At 70.8% G+C, this 17,734-nt stretch carries 14 protein-coding genes; 7 read left to right on the top strand and 7 right to left on the bottom strand.

Annotated features, from left to right (window positions below; genetic code table 11):
• Both C665_RS12885 and C665_RS20905 read left to right on the top strand, forming a co-directional pair.
• A partial coding sequence (locus C665_RS12885; RefSeq protein WP_040829210.1) for a YeeE/YedE thiosulfate transporter family protein occupies positions 1–938 on the top strand: 938 nt, incomplete at its 5' end.
• Positions 939–948: 10 nt separating this feature from the next.
• Positions 949–1,116, top strand: coding sequence for a hypothetical protein (locus C665_RS20905; RefSeq protein ID WP_004313084.1), 168 nt, complete (start codon positions 949–951; stop codon positions 1,114–1,116).
• 34 nt (positions 1,117–1,150) lie between these two features.
• On the opposite strand, the gene C665_RS12880 is transcribed toward C665_RS20905, so the two are convergent.
• On the bottom strand, positions 1,151–2,413 hold the full coding sequence (locus C665_RS12880) for an MgtC/SapB family protein (RefSeq protein WP_012584505.1): 1,263 nt from the start codon (positions 2,411–2,413) through the stop codon (positions 1,151–1,153).
• A gap of 174 nt (positions 2,414–2,587) precedes the next feature.
• On the opposite strand from C665_RS12880, the gene C665_RS12875 reads away from it, so the two are divergent.
• Positions 2,588–3,265, top strand: a complete 678-nt coding sequence (locus C665_RS12875) for a response regulator (RefSeq protein ID WP_004313080.1) — start codon at positions 2,588–2,590, stop codon at positions 3,263–3,265.
• Positions 3,243–4,685 carry a sensor histidine kinase gene (locus C665_RS12870; RefSeq protein WP_004313078.1) on the top strand — a complete coding sequence of 481 codons (1,443 nt, stop codon included), beginning with the start codon at positions 3,243–3,245 and terminating at the stop codon, positions 4,683–4,685. Before C665_RS12875 ends, C665_RS12870 begins: the two co-directional genes overlap by 23 nt.
• Before the next feature lie 75 nt (positions 4,686–4,760).
• On the opposite strand, the gene C665_RS12865 is transcribed toward C665_RS12870, so the two are convergent.
• The 4 genes from C665_RS12865 to C665_RS12850 form a co-directional block, all read right to left on the bottom strand.
• Positions 4,761–6,479, bottom strand: a complete 1,719-nt coding sequence (locus C665_RS12865) for a cation acetate symporter (RefSeq protein WP_004313077.1) — start codon at positions 6,477–6,479, stop codon at positions 4,761–4,763.
• Positions 6,476–6,784 (bottom strand): DUF485 domain-containing protein, encoded by a 309-nt coding sequence (locus C665_RS12860; protein ID WP_004313076.1) that lies wholly within the window; start codon positions 6,782–6,784, stop codon positions 6,476–6,478. The genes C665_RS12865 and C665_RS12860 overlap by 4 nt, the downstream gene beginning before the upstream one ends.
• A gap of 226 nt (positions 6,785–7,010) precedes the next feature.
• Positions 7,011–8,282: an Eco57I restriction-modification methylase domain-containing protein gene (locus tag C665_RS12855; RefSeq protein ID WP_004313071.1), complete on the bottom strand. Its 1,272-nt coding sequence runs from the start codon at positions 8,280–8,282 to the stop codon at positions 7,011–7,013.
• A gap of 69 nt (positions 8,283–8,351) precedes the next feature.
• Positions 8,352–10,838 carry a patatin-like protein gene (locus C665_RS12850; protein ID WP_004313069.1) on the bottom strand — a complete coding sequence of 829 codons (2,487 nt, stop codon included), beginning with the start codon at positions 10,836–10,838 and terminating at the stop codon, positions 8,352–8,354.
• Positions 10,839–11,011: 173 nt separating this feature from the next.
• Here C665_RS12850 and cysK point away from each other — a divergent pair, with 173 nt between their 5' ends.
• The 3 genes from cysK (at position 11,012) to C665_RS12835 (ending at position 13,603) form a co-directional block, all read left to right on the top strand.
• Positions 11,012–11,989: a cysteine synthase A gene (cysK, locus tag C665_RS12845; protein WP_004313067.1), complete on the top strand. Its 978-nt coding sequence runs from the start codon at positions 11,012–11,014 to the stop codon at positions 11,987–11,989.
• A gap of 7 nt (positions 11,990–11,996) precedes the next feature.
• Positions 11,997–12,377, top strand: coding sequence for a DUF488 domain-containing protein (locus tag C665_RS12840; RefSeq protein ID WP_004313065.1), 381 nt, complete (start codon positions 11,997–11,999; stop codon positions 12,375–12,377).
• Between the two features lie 179 nt (positions 12,378–12,556).
• The gene (locus C665_RS12835) at positions 12,557–13,603 is read left to right on the top strand and encodes a patatin-like phospholipase family protein (protein WP_004313063.1); all 1,047 of its coding nucleotides are present in this window, start codon (positions 12,557–12,559) and stop codon (positions 13,601–13,603) included.
• A gap of 57 nt (positions 13,604–13,660) precedes the next feature.
• Here C665_RS12835 and C665_RS12830 read toward each other — a convergent pair whose 3' ends face one another.
• Positions 13,661–15,652: an acyl CoA:acetate/3-ketoacid CoA transferase gene (locus C665_RS12830; RefSeq protein WP_040829208.1), complete on the bottom strand. Its 1,992-nt coding sequence runs from the start codon at positions 15,650–15,652 to the stop codon at positions 13,661–13,663.
• 146 nt (positions 15,653–15,798) lie between these two features.
• On the bottom strand, positions 15,799–17,734 hold a 1,936-nt coding region (locus C665_RS12825), incomplete at its 5' end, for an ATP-dependent helicase (protein ID WP_004313055.1).

Genomic DNA, 17,734 nt, shown 5'->3' with positions numbered 1-17,734 from the left:
CCCTGCCGCTGCTCGCCGGCAGCGGCGGCGAGCTGGTCGGCGCAGTGGCGCCGCTGACGATCAGCCTGGTGCTCGGCGCCTTCCTGTTCGGTGCGGCGATGCAGCTCGCCGACGGCTGCGGCTCGGGCACGCTCTACAAGGCCGGCGGCGGCTCGCCGCTGTCCCTCGTGGTGCTGCCCACCTTCGCCTTCGGCAGCTTCCTCGGCGCCTCGCACCAGCCCGCCTGGATCGGGCTCGGCGGCCTGCCGGCGGTGAACCTGCTCGCCTTCGGCTGGCCGACCGCACTCGCGCTCACCGTGGCCGGCTGCGGCCTGGTGGCCTGGCTGGCCGGGCGCGCCGCACGCAGGGCGGGTGGCGACGCACCGCCCTCGCCGCAGGCCATCGCCGAGCGGCTCGTACGCACCGGCACGGCGAGCTTCGTCGCCGCGGCCGGGCCCGCGCAGTCGCGCTGGGCGACGCGCTGGTGGCTGGGGGCGCTGCTGCTGGCGGTGCTCTACCTGGCCCACCTGGTCGTCGCAGGCCAGCCCTGGGGCATCGTGTATGGCATGGGCGTGTGGGGCGCGAAGGCGGTCTCCACGCTCGGCTGGGACCTCTCGGGCGACGCCTTCTGGGGCGTGGCGCCGCATGCGCAGCGCCTGGTCGAGCCCATCCTCGCCGACGTCACCTCGGTGACCAACATCGGCCTGATCTACGGCGCGATCGCCGCCTCGCGCTGGAACGGCGCGCCGAAGTTCTCCGCGCCCTCCGGGCGCCGCCTCGCCGCCGCCGCGGTGGCCGGGCTGGTGATGGGCTACAGCGCACGCATGGCCTTCGGATGCAATGTCGGCGCCTACCTGGGCGGCATCGCCTCGGCCAGCCTGCACGGCTGGGTGTGGTTCGCGCTCGCCTTTGCCGGCTCCATCCTCGGTGTGCGCATCCGCCGCCGCGTCGGTGCGTGAGGAGGAAGACATGGATAAGGAAAGACTCTTCCGCACCGGCTTCGCGGCCTTCTGGCTGATCGCCCTCGGCTTGCTGGTGCTCGACACCATGAGCAGCAGCAGGATCCGCGTGGAACCGCCGCCGATCGCGCTCGGCAGCGGCCAGGCCGCCTCGGGGGGGCATTGCTCGGGACGTTAGGCGTAAGGCCTAAGGCGCGAAAGCCGGACGCGCCTTACCCGAGTCCCACCCAGGCCAGGCCGGCGAGCAGGCCGAGCGCGACGCTGGCCATGCCGGCGGCGGCACGTAGCGCGAGGGCGCGGCCCCCGATCACGCTGGCGAGGCCGAGCTTGAAGCAGAGGTTGGCGAGCATGGCGATGCCGAGCGCGGTGACCGTGGCGACCAGTTCGAGGCGCTCGAGCGCGTACAGGCGCAGGCTGGACAGGGTGATCGCATCGACGTCGGTGAGGCCGGAGACGAAGGCCAGCACGTACAAGCCGCGATTGCCCGCATAGTCCGACAGCCAGGCCGCGGCCAGCAGCACCAGCGCATAGGCCGCACCGAAACCGAGCGCGGTCTTCAGTTCGGTCGGGTTGCCGGTGGCGGGCAGCACGGTCTCGTGACGTTCGGCGAGCCGGCGCCACAGCCACAGCGCACCAAGGGTGCCGAGCACGAGCGCCGGCACGATCAGCTTCAGCAGCGGCGCGGCGACGCCGGGTGCGACCACGGCGGCGATCCCCCATACCCGCAACACCATCACCAGGTTGGCGATCACGATCACGAGCGCGGCCATCGCACCCGCCGCGGGCAGCTCGCGCGCCTGACGCGCGTACAGCAGCGTGGTCGCCGTGCTCGATGCCAGGCCGCCGAAGACACCGACGAAGGCGGCACCGTAGCGCACGCCGGCGATTTTCAGCGCCGCATAGCCGGCCAGGCCGACACCGGCGATCAGCACCACCATCCACCAGATCTGGCGCGGATTGAGCGCGCCGTGGGGGCCCATCTCCTCGTCCGGCAGCATCGGCAGGATGACCAGCGAGAGCACGCCGAACTGCAGGATCGAGATCCAGTCGCGTTGTTCCAGCCGCGTCGCCACGCCGCGGAGTTGTGCCTTGAAATAGAGCAGCACGGTGGCCCCCACCGCAAGCATCACCGCGAGCTGCGCGTGGCCGAGCCAACTCGCGGCGCCCAGGCAGTAGCACAGCACCAGCGCCGCCACCGAGGTGGTGCCGGGATCGGAAGAATCGGGGTGGCGCAGGTAGGCGGCGATGATGGTGAGGCCCACCAGCACCAAGCCGGCGACGAAGGGCGCGGGGCTGCCGAGCTGTTCGCCGAGCATGGACACCAGCGCGCCGAGCATGCCGACCAGGCCGAAGGTGCGCAGCCCGGCACGCGCCGAGGGCACACGCTCGCGCTCCAAGCCGATCAGCAGGCCGATTCCGGTCGCGATCAGGAAGGCTTCGATCTGTTCGGCATCGAGCGGCAGCATGTCCGACATGGCGGCGGGCCGGGTGCGGCCCCGGCAGAGGGCGATCGACAGCCCGATCATACGCCGGGGCGTGCGCGGCGATGCAAGCACGCCCGTGCCGGGATACGATTCGCTCCACACGACGCTCGCGGCTGCGCGATGGACGCGGGGTCCGCCCGCGCGGCGCGGCATGGAGAAGCACAGATGAGACTTTTGCTGGTCGAGGACGACCCCGCGCTCGCGGAGGGCATCGCGGAATTCCTGCGCGGCCAGGGCGACGAGGTCGAGGTGGAAGGCGACGGCATGCGTGCAGACCGCCTGCTGCAGAACAACGGCTACGACTTCGTCCTGCTCGACGTCGGCCTGCCCGGGCTCGGCGGCTACGAGCTGGTGCGTCGCATCCGCAAGCGCGGCCAGCGCATGCCGGTGATCGTGATCACCGCGCGCGACGCGCTCGACGACCGCATCTACGGGCTCGACCTCGGCGCCGACGACTACCTGGTGAAGCCCTTCGAGCTCGCCGAGCTCAGTGCGCGCATGCGCGCGGTGCAGCGGCGCGGGGGTGGCGCCGGGGCGAGGCTGGCCTTCGGGGCGCTGGCCCTCGACCTCGACGGCCGCCTCGCCGAGCTCGACGGCGCGCCGATGACGCTCAGCGGGCGCGAGTGGGAGGTGCTGGAGGCGCTGGTGCGCGCCGACGGGCGCACGGTGACGCGCGAGAACCTGCAAGGCGACGGCAGCGGCAACGCGCTCGAGGTGTGCATCTCGCGCCTGCGCCCGCGCGTGGAGGCGGCAGGGTTGCTGATCCGCACCGTACGCGGCTTCGGCTACCGCCTCGAACGCAGCAAGGAGCAGCGCGACGGTGCAGACCAGCCTCCGGCGTAAGCTCCTCAGCAGCCTCGCCGCACCCACCGGCCTGCTGCTGGCGATCGCCGGCGCGGTGGCCTACGGCACGGCCAAGGGCATGGTCGGCGATGCCTACGACCACAACCTGCTCAACCTCGCCCACGCGATCGCCACCCATGTGCACCCCGAAGCGGACGGGCTCAACCTGAGGCTGTCGTCCGAAGTCGAGGCGGTGCTGCGCAGCGACACCCAGGACCGCATCTACTTCCGCGTACGCGACCTGGGCGGGCGCCTGCTCGGCGGCGACGCGGCCCTGCCGCTGCTCGACGACAGCGATGCGGCATCCGCTTTGCCGGTGCCCTACTCCCCGGTCGGCCGCGAGACACCGCAACCGCCGCGCGCGCCCTCCACGCGACCGCTGTTCCGCGATCTCGTCCATGCGGGCGAGCCGATCCGCGCCTTGCGCCTGTATCGCGAAACACCCGCGGGCGGCTACTACGTCACCGTCGCCGAGACCCTGGTCAAGCGCGAGGCGGCGATGGACCGACTGCTCCTCGGCTTCGTCTCCGCCGGCGCCCTGCTCCTGCTCGCCGCCGGCATCGCCGCCGGACTGGGCATTCCGAGCGGTCTCGCCCCGCTCGAGCGCCTGGAGGAGTCGCTGCGCCGGCGCGCGGGCGCCGACCTGTCGCCGATCGACCCCAAGGCCGTTCCCGACGAGGTGCGCGAGGTGGTGCGCGCACTCAACGGCCTGCTCGAGCGCCAGCGCAATGCCAGCGCCCGCCAGCGCGAGTTCCTGCAGGATGCCGCACACCAGCTGCGCACCCCGCTCGCCGGCCTGCAGATGCAGCTCGAGCTGCTCGAGTCGCGCCCGCTCGACGAGGCCGCGCGGCACCGCCTGCGCGTCTCGGTGGCGCGGGTGATCCGGCTCGCCAACCAGTTGCTCGCGCTCGCCCGCGCAGAAGCAGGCGGCCGCCTGGTCGCGGATGCGTCGGAAGTGGAGCTGACCGCGCTGATCGACCCCCTGGTCGAGGACTGGATCGAGCGTGCCGACGCCCGCGCGATCGATCTCGGCGTCGAGCGCGAGGCGGTGCGCATGGTCGGCGACCCCACCCTTCTGCAGGAGCTGATCGCCAACCTGATGGACAACGCCCTCAAGTACTGCGACGAAGGCGGCAAGGTCTCGCTGCGCTGCGCGCGCGAAGAGGGCCAGGTGTGCATCGAGGTCGACGACGACGGTCCGGGCATCCCCCGCGAAGTGCGCGAACAGGTCTTCGAGCGCTTCTACCGCCACGCCGGCACCCGCGCCAGCGGCAGCGGCCTGGGTCTGTCGATCGCGCGCGAGATCGTGCGTGGCCACGGCGGCAGCATCGCGATCGACGACGGCCCGGACGGGCGCGGGACCCGCGTGCGCGTAACGCTGCCGATCGACGGCCATCACGGAAAAACCGCGGGGCGGTGAGCCTTCGCCCACCGCCCCGCGGTCTTGCGTGCTGCCCGCCGGCACCCTCGCGGATGCCGGCGGAGCGCTTGCTGCTTAGTGCGCCGAGGCCGACGCCGCGCCGATACCGGTCTCCGAGCGCACCTTCTGCGCCATGTAGCCGGCACGGTCTTCCTTGGCACGCGCGCTGTTGTCGAGGATCGAGAACAGCCAGATGCCGATGAAGCCCGCGGCCATCGAGAACAGCGCCGGCGAAGCGTAGGGGAACAGCGCCGAACCCTTCGGGTTGCCGAGCGTGACTTCCCACACCGACGGCGACACGACGGTCAGCACCACCGCGGTGATCAGGCCGAGGAAGCCGCCGATCGTCGCGCCGCGGGTCGTGCAATCCTTCCACAGCACCGACATGAACAGCACCGGGAAGTTGGCCGAGGCTGCGATCGCGAAGGCCAGCGACACCATGAAGGCGATGTTCTGCTTCTCGAACGCGATCCCCAGCACGACAGCGATCGCACCCAGCACCAGGGTGGTGATGCGCGAGACCTTGAGCTCGGAAGCCGAGTCGGCCTTGCCCTTCTTGAACACCGTGGCGTACAAGTCGTGCGACACCGCCGAGGCACCCGACAGGGTCAGGCCGGCCACCACCGCGAGGATGGTCGCGAACGCCACCGCGGAGATGAAGCCGAGGAAGACGTTGCCGCCGACCGCGTTGGCGAGGTGGATCGCCGCCATGTTGCTGCCGCCGATCAGGCCGCCCTTGGCATCGAGGAAGGTCGGATTGGTGGACACCAGCACGATCGCGCCGAAGCCGATGATGAAGGTGAGGACGTAGAAGTAACCGATCCAGGTGGTCGCCCAGAACACCGACTTGCGGGCTTCCTTGGCATCCGGCACGGTGAAGAAGCGCATCAGGATGTGCGGCAGGCCGGCGGTGCCGAACATCAGCGCCATGCCGAAGGAGATCGCGGAGATCGGATCCTTGATGAAGGAGCCCGGTCCCATGATCGCCTGGCCGACGGTGGAAGCTTCCAGAGCGGTCTTCCCGGTGGCAGCCGACACTTCGGTCTTGACGCGGACCGCATCGGCGAACAGCGCCTCGGGCGAGAAGCCGTAGTTCAGCAGCACCATGAAGGCCATGAAGCTTGCGCCGGCAAGCAGCAGGCAGGCCTTGATGATCTGCACCCAGGTGGTCGCCGTCATGCCGCCGAACAGCACGTAGATCATCATCAGCGCGCCGACGATGACCACCGCCATCCAGTACTCGAGGCCGAACAGCAGCTTGATAAGCTGGCCGGCGCCGACCATCTGCGCGATCAGGTAGAAGGCCACCACGACCAGGGTGCCCGAGGCCGCGAAGGCGCGGATCGGGGTCTGCTGGAAGCGGTAGGCCGCCACGTCGGCGAAGGTGAACTTGCCCAGGTTGCGCAGGCGCTCCGCCATCAGGAAGGTGATCACCGGCCAGCCGACCAGGAAGCCGATCGAGTAGATCAGGCCGTCATAGCCGCTCGCCATCACCGCCGCGGAGATCCCGAGGAAGGACGCCGCCGACATGTAGTCGCCGGCGATCGCGAGGCCGTTCTGGAAGCCGGTGATGCCGCCACCGCCGGTGTAGAAGTCGGCCGCCGACTTGGTCTTGGCCGCCGCCCACTTGGTGATGTACAGGGTACCCGCCACGAAGGCGGCGAACATCAGGATCGCCGTCCAGTTGGTGGCCTGCTTCTCGGCCTGGCCGAGATCGCCGCCCGCGGCAAGCGCCACCGAGGACAGCAGGGCGAGCACGAGGCCGCCCGCGAGTTTCGCGTTGGTACCGATCATTTGCCCGCCTCCTCGACGATTTCACGGGTGAGCTGATCGAACTCGGAGTTCGCGCGGCGCACGTAGAAGCCGGTGATCAGGATGGTGAACACGATGACGCCGAAGCCGACGGGAATGCCGACCGTCATCACGCCCTCGCCCAGGCGGGCGGCGAGCGATTCCTTGTTGAAGGCGATGAGCGCGATGTAGCCGTAGTACACGAACATCATGATCGCGGTGAGGATCCAGCCGAAGCTGGAGCGCGTGCGTACCAGTTTCTGGTACTTGGGGTTTGCGGCGATTTTGGTCGCCATATCGTTTTCCATATCTCCCTCCTTCTGCGGTGAAAGGACCGGACGCCTGCCCGGTTGTGCGCACCTTAGGGGCGGAGACTTACACTCCGCTTACGAGCGCATAAAAATTTCTTTTCCAACAGATACTTAACGGATTCTTGCGTGAAGCTTGCACATTCTCCTCCAATTCCATCCGGATGGACAGGACAACGGCGGCCGCCGGGGCCGCGGGGATGAGCAAGCTCGGGGCGTACCCGACTCAGGCGGGCAGGAAGGCCTCGAAGTCCGCTGGGAGCGGCGCGTGCTCCAGGCTGCGCTGGGTGAACAGGAAGCGGCCGTCGCAGACGAAGCCGAGGTCCTCCCAGTCCACCGCGTTGAGGGCGTCGCGGAAGGCCTCGATGTCCACGTCGGCGCGGCGCGGGAAGATTGCCAGCACGGCGCCGTCGTAGTCGGTGCAGGGATGGACGAAGAAGGGCTTCGGCACCCGCGTCTTGCCGTTCACATACACCCGCGGCTGCGCGCTGCGGTGGTGCAGGCGGCCCCACATCCACCAGTTCGACTCGTCGAAGCGGGTGACCTTGCGCTGCAGCAGGCGCGCCTTGTGCGGCGCCAGCAGCGCCGGCGGCGGATCGCCCGGCTCGCTCCAGATCATGCGCCGGGTCTGCCCGGTGCTGACCGTCGACGAGCACACGAAGTCGCGGTTGCCATTTACCGCGTCGGTGAACAGCTCGTCCGCGCCCGACACCGCGCCGACCTTGACGAAGGCCACGTCGGCCAGGCGCAGCGGGTAGTCGCCGCGCGCGAACATCAGGTGGCCGCCGGCCTCGACCAAGTGGCGCTCCTCCCAGGCCGGCGCCGCCAGCCCGGCGGCGAGGTCGTCACCGACGCCGAGCGCGCAGTAGCGCATCGCGCGCGCGCTGCGCCCCTTCTCGAAGCGCCAGATCAGGCAGTTCGGCACCGCGTCGTCGAACACGCGCGCGTCGCCGAGCTCGATCGCGTCGGTGATCGAGCCGGACTCGACCAGCAGGCGGTTGAGCTTCACCGCCGAGGTGGCCTTGAGGAAGTCGCGCGGGGTGATGAAGATCAGCTCGCCGCCCGGGCGCAGGTGGCGCAGGCACTTGGCGATGAAGAAGAGGTAGAGGTTGGCGCGGCCATCGAGGAGGTCCCCGTAGGCGCCGCGCTCGATCAGCGCCCGCGTGCTCTCGGCGATGTCCTGGATGCGCACGTAGGGCGGGTTGCCGATGATGGTGTCGAAGCGCTCGCGCTCGGGGTAGGCGAAGAAGTCGATCGCCTGCGCGCCGGGCGGACAATGGTCGGGATCGAGCTCGAGACCGACCGCGCCGGGCAGATGGCGCAGGAAGGCGCCGTCGCCGCACGAGGGCTCGAGCACGCGGCCCGCGTTGCGACGCAGGGCGACCATGGCGCGCACCACCGGCTCGGGGGTGAACACCTGGCCGAGCGCGGCGACGTCGCGCAGGCCCAGGGGAAGCTGGGCGGGCAGGGAGGAAGAGGCGGCGATCGGAGAGGACATGGGGCGCGATCTTACCAAGCGCGCGCGCGGCGAGGGCCCGGATTCACGGCGCTGCGCGGAGCGCTGCCCTCAGAGCGCGGCGATCGCGACGCGCAGGCGGGCGATCAGCCCGGGCACGGCGCGCAGCCGGCTCGCCTCCTCGTCGAGAATGGCCTCGAAGGCACGCTTGCGAAACACGCGCAGCTCCGACGCGTCGGGTGCACCGGGTCCGCCGACGGCGCTGGCGACGATGCCGACCAGCCGCTCGGCCGCATGCAGGCGCCCCCACAGGTAATCGTTCTCGCGCGCGGCCGCGCTGAGGAAGCCGCCGAAGCCCGCGAACGCGGTGCCCGCGAGCGCCGGGCGCCCCTCCGTCACGGAGGCGAGCGCGGTCGCATCCTGTGGGCTGATGCGATCGATCAGCACCTCCTCCAGCGGCCCGCTGCCGAGCGCGAGTGCCCCCAGCGCGGGGCGCAGGATCACGTCCCAGTAGAAGTAGCCGAGATAGGCGGTCAACAACTGGCGGCGGCAGTGCGGCTCGATCGCCCGCACCGCGTCGGAGACCAGCACCGCGTCCATGTTCGCGTTGGCCTCGCCGATCCGGCAGGCGTCGCCGATGCGCTCGATCAAGGCGTCGAGCGCGACCGCGTTGCGCATCGCGAACGCCGCCGCATCCGCCTCGGACCGCACCGCCGCAGCAGCGGTCGCCGGCTGCAGCAGGGCACGCACCGCGGCGGCGGCGGGCGCATCGACGAAGGCGCAGTCGTCGTAGATCGCCAATGCGTCGAGGCACTCGTGGATGCGCGTCTTCACCACGTCGAGCACGCCCGGGGCGGTGGTGCAGCGGCCCTCGCCCGGCAGGGCGTGGTAGAGGGTGTTGAGCTCGTGCAGCACGAAGTTGATGCGGCGGCGCTTGTACTCGATGCCGAAACGGATCACGACGCGCGCGAACGCGGGCATGTCGGCATCCTCGCCCACATCGTCCGCGATGCGGTAGTGCTCGCGCAGGATCCCGGCGTGCGCCGCCCACGCCTCCACCACCTGCTGCAGCCAGCGCGCGCCCGGCGATTCGCGTGCGCAGCCGCACAGGCTGCCGAGCAGGCCGGCGAGGAAATCGAGCGCTTCCAGCACCAGCGCACGCCACCACGGGTCGTACACCAGCGGCATCGCCCCCAGCATGTTGGTCGAGGTCAACCGCCAGTGGCGCAACTCGACGGCCGTGAAGGGCCCCGACAGGGCACCACCGGTGGCGCGCTCGACGAGCGCCTCGACCTCGGGCCGGCTCTGCACGATGGTCGCCTTGAGGCGGCGGATCTGGCGGTTGTAGCGGCTGATCTCGGCAAGCTCCTGGTGGATCGGCTGGTGGCGCGGCAGGTCGGACAGGGCACTGCGCAGGACCTCGAACCAGCCCGGCTCGCCCTCCCCGCCATCGCTGCCGGCGCCCTCGCCGACGCGCGCCTCGGCATGCGGATCGATGAAGATCAGCCGCCGGTCCACCTCGCGGAAGGCGCGATGGACCCGGATGTAGCCGACCGCGGCGAGGATGGGCTTGTTGTCGAGCACGCTGCCGTCGAGCAACACCACTTCCGCCGGGTTCATGCCGCTCGCGCGGTAGTGCGCGAAGTTGCGCGCCAGGAAGCGCTCGCGCGTACTCCACGTCAGCCCGCGCGCGGCCAGCAGGGCGTCCATCTCGGCCAGCCGGGCGGGCGGGAAGGCGCCCGGATAGGACGCCGAGGCGCGCGCCGCGAAGGCGAGCGAGGGCGCGTTGTCGAGACCGAAGTCGCTGTCGAGCTCGCCGGTCCTGCGATGCTCGCAGGCGAAGCGCAGCAGGTGGCGATGCTCGCGCTCGCGCAGCAGCGGCGGGTCGTGGGTGAATAGCGCGCGCTCGATGCCGCGGAAGTCGGTCACCGTGACCGCCAGCGACAGGCAGGTACCCGAGGGCAGCAGCGAGCCGGCGGCCACCGAACCCGTCTCCATCGCGAGCAGGCCGTCGAGCAGCTCCGCGCTCAGCAAGGCCCCGTCGAGCGGCGCGCTGAACCAGCGCGAACGCACGAAGGCGAGCGCGCGCTCGAGCGTCTCGGGGTCGGGCTGGGTCTCGAGCATTCCCTCGCGCCGGGCCCACGCCAGCAGCGGCCGCAGCAGCGGGCGGAAGTACCACTTGTCCCACTTCCCGGCGCGCGCCTCCGGTGCGATCAGGCGCTGCATGTCGGCGCGCTCCAGCCACAGCCGCGTCACCGGCGCCAGGCTGAGATCGTGCGCGAGCGCGCGCGCGAGCGCGATGCCGTTGATGGCCCCCGCCGACGCGCCCGAGATCACGTCGACCAGCACGCGCAGGTCCACCATGCGCCCGAGGCGCTTGAGCAGGTCGAAATACACCTCGGCGGTCCACGCGTCGGCGCCCGCGCCCGCCGGATACACATGGCCGGGCGCCTGCTTGGCGGCGGGCCCTTCGACGCGGTGGTAGGCGCGCGAGGCGCGCGCGAGGTTGAGCAGTTCGCGGTTGATGCCGTGCTGGTACACCGCGAGCGAAACGCCGCCGAACAGCACCAGTGCGAGCCGCAGTTCCTTTTCCTTCATCGCCCCCTCCCACGTGCCAGACCGCGTGCCGGACCTCGCGCAAGGGATTGAAGCTTGCACCTGGGTGCGCCGCCGTCAAGCGCCGTCCGCCACCACGCGCGACGATCCGGCGCGACCGTGCGGCGCGCTTTGCCTATACTTCCGGAGCACCCCCAACGAGGAGAAGAGAACCGATGTCCACCTGGTACCCCGACAATGCAGAATCCATCGGCCGCACCCCGCTCGTGCGCCTGAACCGCGTGCTCGACGGCGCGCAGGCCACCGTGCTGGCGAAGATCGAGGGCCGCAACCCGGCCTACTCGGTCAAGTGCCGCATCGGCGCGGCGATGGTCAAGGACGCGATCGCCCACGGCCGCCTCGGCCCCGGCCAGGAGATCGTCGAGCCCACCAGCGGCAACACCGGCATCGCGCTCGCCTTCGTGTGCGCCGCGCGCGGCATCCCGCTGACCCTGACCATGCCCGAGACCATGAGCGTGGAGCGCCGCAAGCTGCTCGTCGCCTATGGCGCCAGACTGGTGCTGACCGAAGGCCCCAAGGGCATGAACGGCGCCATCGCCAAGGCCAAGGAGATCGTCGACAGCGACCCCGGCCGCTACGTGCTGCTGCAGCAGTTCGAGAACCCCGCCAACCCGGCGATCCACGAGACCACCACCGGCCCGGAGATCTGGAACGACACCGACGGCGGCATCGACATCCTGGTGTCGGGCGTGGGCACCGGCGGCACCATCACCGGCATCTCGCGCTACATCAAGCGCGTGCGCGGCAAGGACATCCGCTCGATCGCGGTCGAGCCCGCCGCCAGCCCGGTGATCAGCCAGACCCTCGCCGGCCAGCCGCTGACCCCTGCGCCGCACAAGATCCAGGGCCTGGGCGCGGGCTTCGTGCCGAAAGTGCTCGACCTCTCGCTGATCGACGCGGTCGAGCAGGTGAGCAACGAAGACGCGGTGCTCTACGCCCGCCGCCTGGCGCGCGAGGAGGGCATCCTCGCCGGCATCTCCTGCGGCGCGGCGGTGGCCGCCGCGGCGCGCGTCGCGAAGCAGCCCGAGAACGCCGGCAAGACCATCGTGGTGATCCTGCCCGACTCGGGCGAGCGCTACCTGAGCTCGATCCTATTCGAGGGCCTGTTCGACGAGAAGGGCATGGCGATCTGACCAGACCATGACGATCCGCGTGCGCCGCGCGTACGACCCACCCGCAGCCGGGGACGGCTGCCGGGTGCTGGTCGATCGCCTGTGGCCGCGCGGACTCGCGCGCGAGAACGCACGGATCGAGCACTGGCTGCGCGAACTCGCGCCCTCGAGCGAGCTGCGCAAGTGGTTCGCCCACGACCCGGCGCGCTGGGACGAATTCCGCCGCCGCTACGCCGACGAGCTGCGCGCCCCCGCGGCCGCCGCGGCACTCGCCGAGTTGCACGGCCTGATCGCCGCGCATCCGGTCCTCACCCTGCTCCACGCCGCGCGCGACACCACGCACAACAACGCCGAGGCGCTGCGCCTGTGGCTGGCGTGCGGAGCCGCTTCCCGACCCGGCAATGCCTGACCCGGCGGCGGGCCGGCGCGCACGACGCCCGCGCCCGCGCATCCTGTTACCGGTACGCACGGCTGTAATCCGGACTGCGTGATAATCTGCATTGTGCAGTGCACAATGCAGACCTGCAGCTTGCCGGACAGGCGCCAAGGGACTCCCCTGCCGTCCGCCCGGACCCGAAGGGGGTTTCGATGTTTCGCTTGCCGTGGCCAACCAAGAAGGACGCCTCCACCCCCGTCGCGCTCGCGCTGCAGGGCGGTGGCGCGCATGGCGCGTACACCTGGGGCGTGCTCGACCGCCTGCTCGAGGCGGGAGTGCCGATCGAAGGCATCAGCGGCACCAGCGCCGGCGCGATGAATGCCGTGGCGCTCGCCGAGGGCTGGACCACGGGCGGGGCGGAGGGCGCGCGCGCCGCGCTCGACCGCTTCTGGACGGCCGTCGGCGACAGCGTTCCCTTCCACCTTGAGCTGCTGCAAAGCCTCAGCCCCTCGGGTGACGGCAGCCTCCCCTCGCCGATGAACATGATGCTCGGGCTCGCCCGCGTGTTCTCGCCCTATCAGCTCAACCCCTTCGAGCTCAATCCGTTGCGCGACGTGGTGCGCGCGCAGTTCGACTTCGAGCGCATCCGCCGCGCGTGCCCGCTCAAGCTCTTCATCGCCGCCACCGCGGTGCGCACCGGCAAGGTCAGGCTCTTCCGCACCGCCGAGCTCGGCGAAGCGGCCTTGCTGGCCTCGGCCTGCCTGCCCACGCTGCATCACGCGGTGGAGATCGACGGCGAGCACTACTGGGACGGCGGTTTCACCGCCAACCCGGCGATCTACCCGCTGCTCTACGAATGCGACACGCCGGACCTGCTGATGGTGCTGCTGAACCCTCTGCAGCACGAGCAGGCCCCCCGCAGCGCCGAAGACATCGCGGCGCGCAGCATGGAGCTCGGCTTCTCCACCACCTTCCTGCGCGAGATGCGCATGATCGCCCACGCCCGCCAGTTCATCGCCGAGCGTCCGCGCTGGTCGCCGATCGGCCGCCTCGAGCGCAAGCTGCTGCGCGAGCGCTTCCACCTGATCGATGCCCCCGAGCTCGGCGACGCCGGCAGCGCGAGCAAGCTCGACGCCACCGCCAGCGCCCTGCTCCGGCTGCGCGAACTCGGCCGCGCACGCGCCGAAACCTGGCTGCAGGCGCATGCCGACGAGGTCGGCCGGCGCGAGACGATCGATGTCGGCGCCCTGTTCCTGTGAGGCCTGCATGCCCGACACCGGCCCCGCGCAGGCGCAGCGCGGCGGCGCAGCGCCCCGCTACGGGGTTTCCAGCCCGTGCCAGGCTTCGCTCGCGCTCGCGTAGAAGTGCGCGGGGATGCGCCGCTTCTCGAGCTCCTCGCCGAGCTTCATGCGCAGGAAGCCGTTGGCGGTGTAGCGGGTCACGGTGTGGTAATGGGCATCCATCAGCCCCTTCACCATCTCGACGTAGTCGTCCACCAGCTCCGGCACGATCGAGAAGCGGTCGTAGTTGACCACCGCATCCACCTTGCGCCCGAGTGGAGCGAGCGCGGCGCGCACGGCGTCGCGAATCGCGGCGATGTCCTGCGGCGTGCGCACCGACAGCCCCTCGAAGTCGACGAAGAACACGTCCTGCTGCGCGTCGTAGGCCAGCCGACGCCCGAGCGGAACGTCGAGCAGGTCGTGGCGCAAGCCCATCGGCGCGTCGGCGAAGATGCGCGCGTCCATCCGCACGGGCGGGCCCTTCATCACCGGTACGAAGTCCATGCGAGCGAGGATGTCGCGCTGCAGATCGATCCCCGGCGCGATCTCGGTGAGCTCGAGCCCGTCCTCGCACAGCCGGAACACGCAGCGCTCGGTGACGTAGAGCACGTCCTGCCGCCACTTCGCCGCCTGCGTCCCGCTGAAGGTGCGATGCTCGACCGCGTCGACGAACTTCCTCGTCTCGCCCTCGCGGACGATGCGCAGGCATCCATCCTCCACCGCCACCTCCAGCCCGCCCGCGCTGAAGGTGCCGACGAAGACGACCTTCTTGGCATTCTGCGAGATGTTGATGAAGCCGCCCGCGCCCGCGAGCCGCGGGCCGAACTTCGACACGTTGAGGTTGCCCTCGCGGTCGGCCTGGGCGAGGCCGAGGAAGGCGATGTCCAGCCCGCCGCCGTCGTAGAAGTCGAACTGGCTGGGCTGGTCGATGATGGCCTGGGTGTTCACCGCCGCGCCGAAGCTCAGCCCGCCGGCGGGAATGCCGCCGACCACGCCCGGCTCGGCGGTGAGCGTGAGCAGGTCGATGAGCTTCTCCTCCGCGGCCACGGTCGCGACCCCCTCCGGCATGCCGATGCCGAGGTTCACCACCGCAGCCGACTGCAGCTCCATCGCGGCCCGGCGGGCGATGATCTTGCGCGCGCTCATCGGCATCGCGCAGATCGCCGACATCGGCACGCGGATCTCGCCGGAGAAGGCCGGGTTGTACTGCTCGCTGTAGGTCTGCATGTGGTGCTCGGGACGATCCGCCACCACCACGCAGTCGACCAGCACGCCCGGCACCTGCACCTGGCGCGGATTGAGCGAGCCGCGCTCGGCGATGCGCTCGACCTGCACGATGACGATACCGCCGGAGTTGCGCGCGGCCATGGCGATCGCGCGCGCCTCCAGGGTCAGCGCCTCCTTCTCCATGGTGACGTTGCCGTCGGGGTCGGCAGTGGTGCCGCGGATGATGCCGACGTGGATCGGAAAGGCCTTGTAGAACAGGTAGTCCTCGCCGTCGATCGGCATCAGCCGCACAAGATCCTCGGTGGTGCGCGCGTTGAGCTTGCCACCGCCGAAGCGCGGATCGACGAAGGTGCCCAACCCGACCCGGGTCAGCGTGCCCGGCTTGCCGGCGGCGATGTCGCGGAACAGGTGCGTGATCACCCCCTGCGGCAGGTTCCAGGCCTCGATGCGGTTATCGACCGCAAGCGCCTGCAGGCGCGGCACCAGCCCCCAGTGGCCGCCGATCACGCGCGCCACCAGGCCCTCGTGGCCGAGGTGGTTGAGGCCGCGCGCCTTGCCGTCGCCCTGCCCGGCCGCATACACCAGGGTCAGGTCGCGCGGGCTGCCCGGGCCGCCCTCCGCCTCGAGGAAGCGTTTTTCGAGCGCGATCGCGACGCTCTCGGCAAAGCCGATGCCGACGAAGCCGCCGGTGGCGACCGTGTCGCCGCTGCGGATCAGGCGCACCGCCTCGCGCGCCGAAACGATCTTGCCGGTGTCGGCGGCGCGCAGCGACGCCACCATCGGATGCGTTTTCCTTGCCATGGCGGATCTCCCTCGCGCCGCGCCGGGAAGCGGCCGGACCGTGTTCGGCGGGTGATCACCACCACCAGCGCGACGAACGAAAAGACTACCCTATCCGGAGCGATCGAGCGCCAGGGCACGAGCCCTCCGTGGTCGCGACCGCGCAGTCATCGCCACATGTCGCGCATCTTCGCGGCGAGGTCGATCGCCGCCTGGCGCGAGGCCGGCGAGCCCTGGAGTTCGGGCGCAGGCAACGGCCAGCTCATCTGCTCGAAGTGCCCGAGCAGACGGTTGGGGATGAAGCGGCTGCGCCCGGCATAGACATGGCGATCGCCCAGGCCCGTCTGCTGGGTGACGTGGAAGCGCTGCGGCACGATCAGGTCGAGGGCGTCCTTCGCGCGCGTCATCGCCACATAGAGCAGGCGGCGCTCTTCCTCGATCTCGGCGCTGTCGCGCGTGGCGACGTCCGAAGGGATGCAGCCGTCGACCACGTTGAGCACGCTCACCGCGTTCCACTCCTGGCCCTTGGCCGAGTGGATGGTCGACAGGATCAGGTAGTCCTCGTCGAGCAGCGGCATGCCGGCCTCGGCGCTGGTGGCGCTGGGCGGATCGAGCGTGAGTTCGGTGAGAAAGCGCTGCCGGCTCGGGCTGGTGGCGGCGATGCGCGCGAGCTGCTGGATGTCGAGCACGCGCACCTGGAAATCGTCGTACAGGCGCGGCATCTGCGCCTCGTACCAACGGCAGGCGAGCTCGAAGTCGGTCGGCCACGGCAGGCCGCCCCTCGCCCCGCCCGCAAGACCCTCCGCACGGACAGGCGCGGTGGTTCGTGCAGGAGCGCCGCCAGGCGCGAATGCGGCGGTCGAGGCCTCCTCCCGCCCGGAAAGCCGGTCGACCAGCGTGGCGAACTCCAGCCACCCCGGGCGCGCCGCCTCCGGCACCGGCTGCTCGGCGAGCAGCACGCAGCCCGGCGGCGCGCTGCAGACGTTGTCGAGCACGCGCCCGGCAGTCCTGGGGCCGATGCCGGCGAGCAGCTGGATGGCACGGAAGCCGGCGATGCGGTCGCGCGGGTTCTCCGCCCAGCGCAGGAGCGCGAGCACGTCCTTGACGTGGGCGGCCTCGAGGAACCTGAGCCCGCCGTACTTCACGAAGGGGATGTTGCGCCGGGTCAGCTCCAGTTCCAGGCGCGCGCTGTGCGCCGAGGCGCGGAACAGCACCGCCTGCTGCTTGAGCTTCAGCCCTTCCTCGCGGCGCGCCAGCACGCTGTCGACCACGAAGTCGGCCTGCGCCGCCTCGTCCTTCACCGTCACCAGGCACGGGCGCTGCGCCGAGGCGCGCTCGCTCCACAGGTTCTTGGCGAAGCGCTCGGCGGCGAGCGCGATCACCGCGTTGGCGGCGTCGAGGATGGGCTGGGTGGAGCGGTAGTTGCGCTCCAGCGTCACCACCCGCGCCGGCGGCGCGAAGGCCGCCGGGAAGTCGAGGATGTTGCGCACCGTGGCGCCGCGGAAGGCGTAGATCGACTGCGCGTCGTCGCCGACCACGGTCAGGCCGCGGCCGTCCGGTTTCATCGCGAGCAGGATCGCCGCCTGCAGCGCGTTGGTGTCCTGGTATTCGTCGACCAGCACGTGGTCGAAGAGGCCGCCGATTTCGGCACCGAGCTCCGCCTCGCCCACCATCTGCGCCCAGTACAGCAGCAGGTCGTCGTAGTCGAGCACCTGCTGCGCCTGCTTGGCCTCGACGTAGGCGCGGAACAGGCGCTTGAGCTCGTCCTCCCACTGCGCGCACCACGGGAAGCTCGCCTGCAGCACCTCGGCGAGCGCGGCGCGCGTGTTGACCACCGCCGAATAGATCGCCAGGCAGGTGCCCTTCTGCGGGAAGCGCTGCTTCGTCGCCGACAGCCCGAGCTCGTGGCGCACCAGGTTCATCAGGTCGGCGGAGTCCTCGCGGTCGTGGATGCTGAAGCCGGGGTCGAGCCCGATGCGGCCGGCGTGGTCGCGCAGCAGGCGCGCGCCGATGGCGTGGAAGGTGCCCGCCCACTGCAGCTCGGCGCGCGCCAGGCCGGGACGGTCGGCGGCGGCCTGCGCGAGGATGCGACGCACGCGCCGG

The sequence above is a fragment of the Thauera aminoaromatica S2 genome (assembly GCF_000310185.1).
Taxonomy (GTDB): Bacteria; Pseudomonadota; Gammaproteobacteria; order Burkholderiales; family Rhodocyclaceae; genus Thauera; species Thauera aminoaromatica.
The sequence above is the reverse complement of the archived record's forward strand: the minus strand, read 5'-3'. Positions and strand labels throughout refer to the sequence as shown.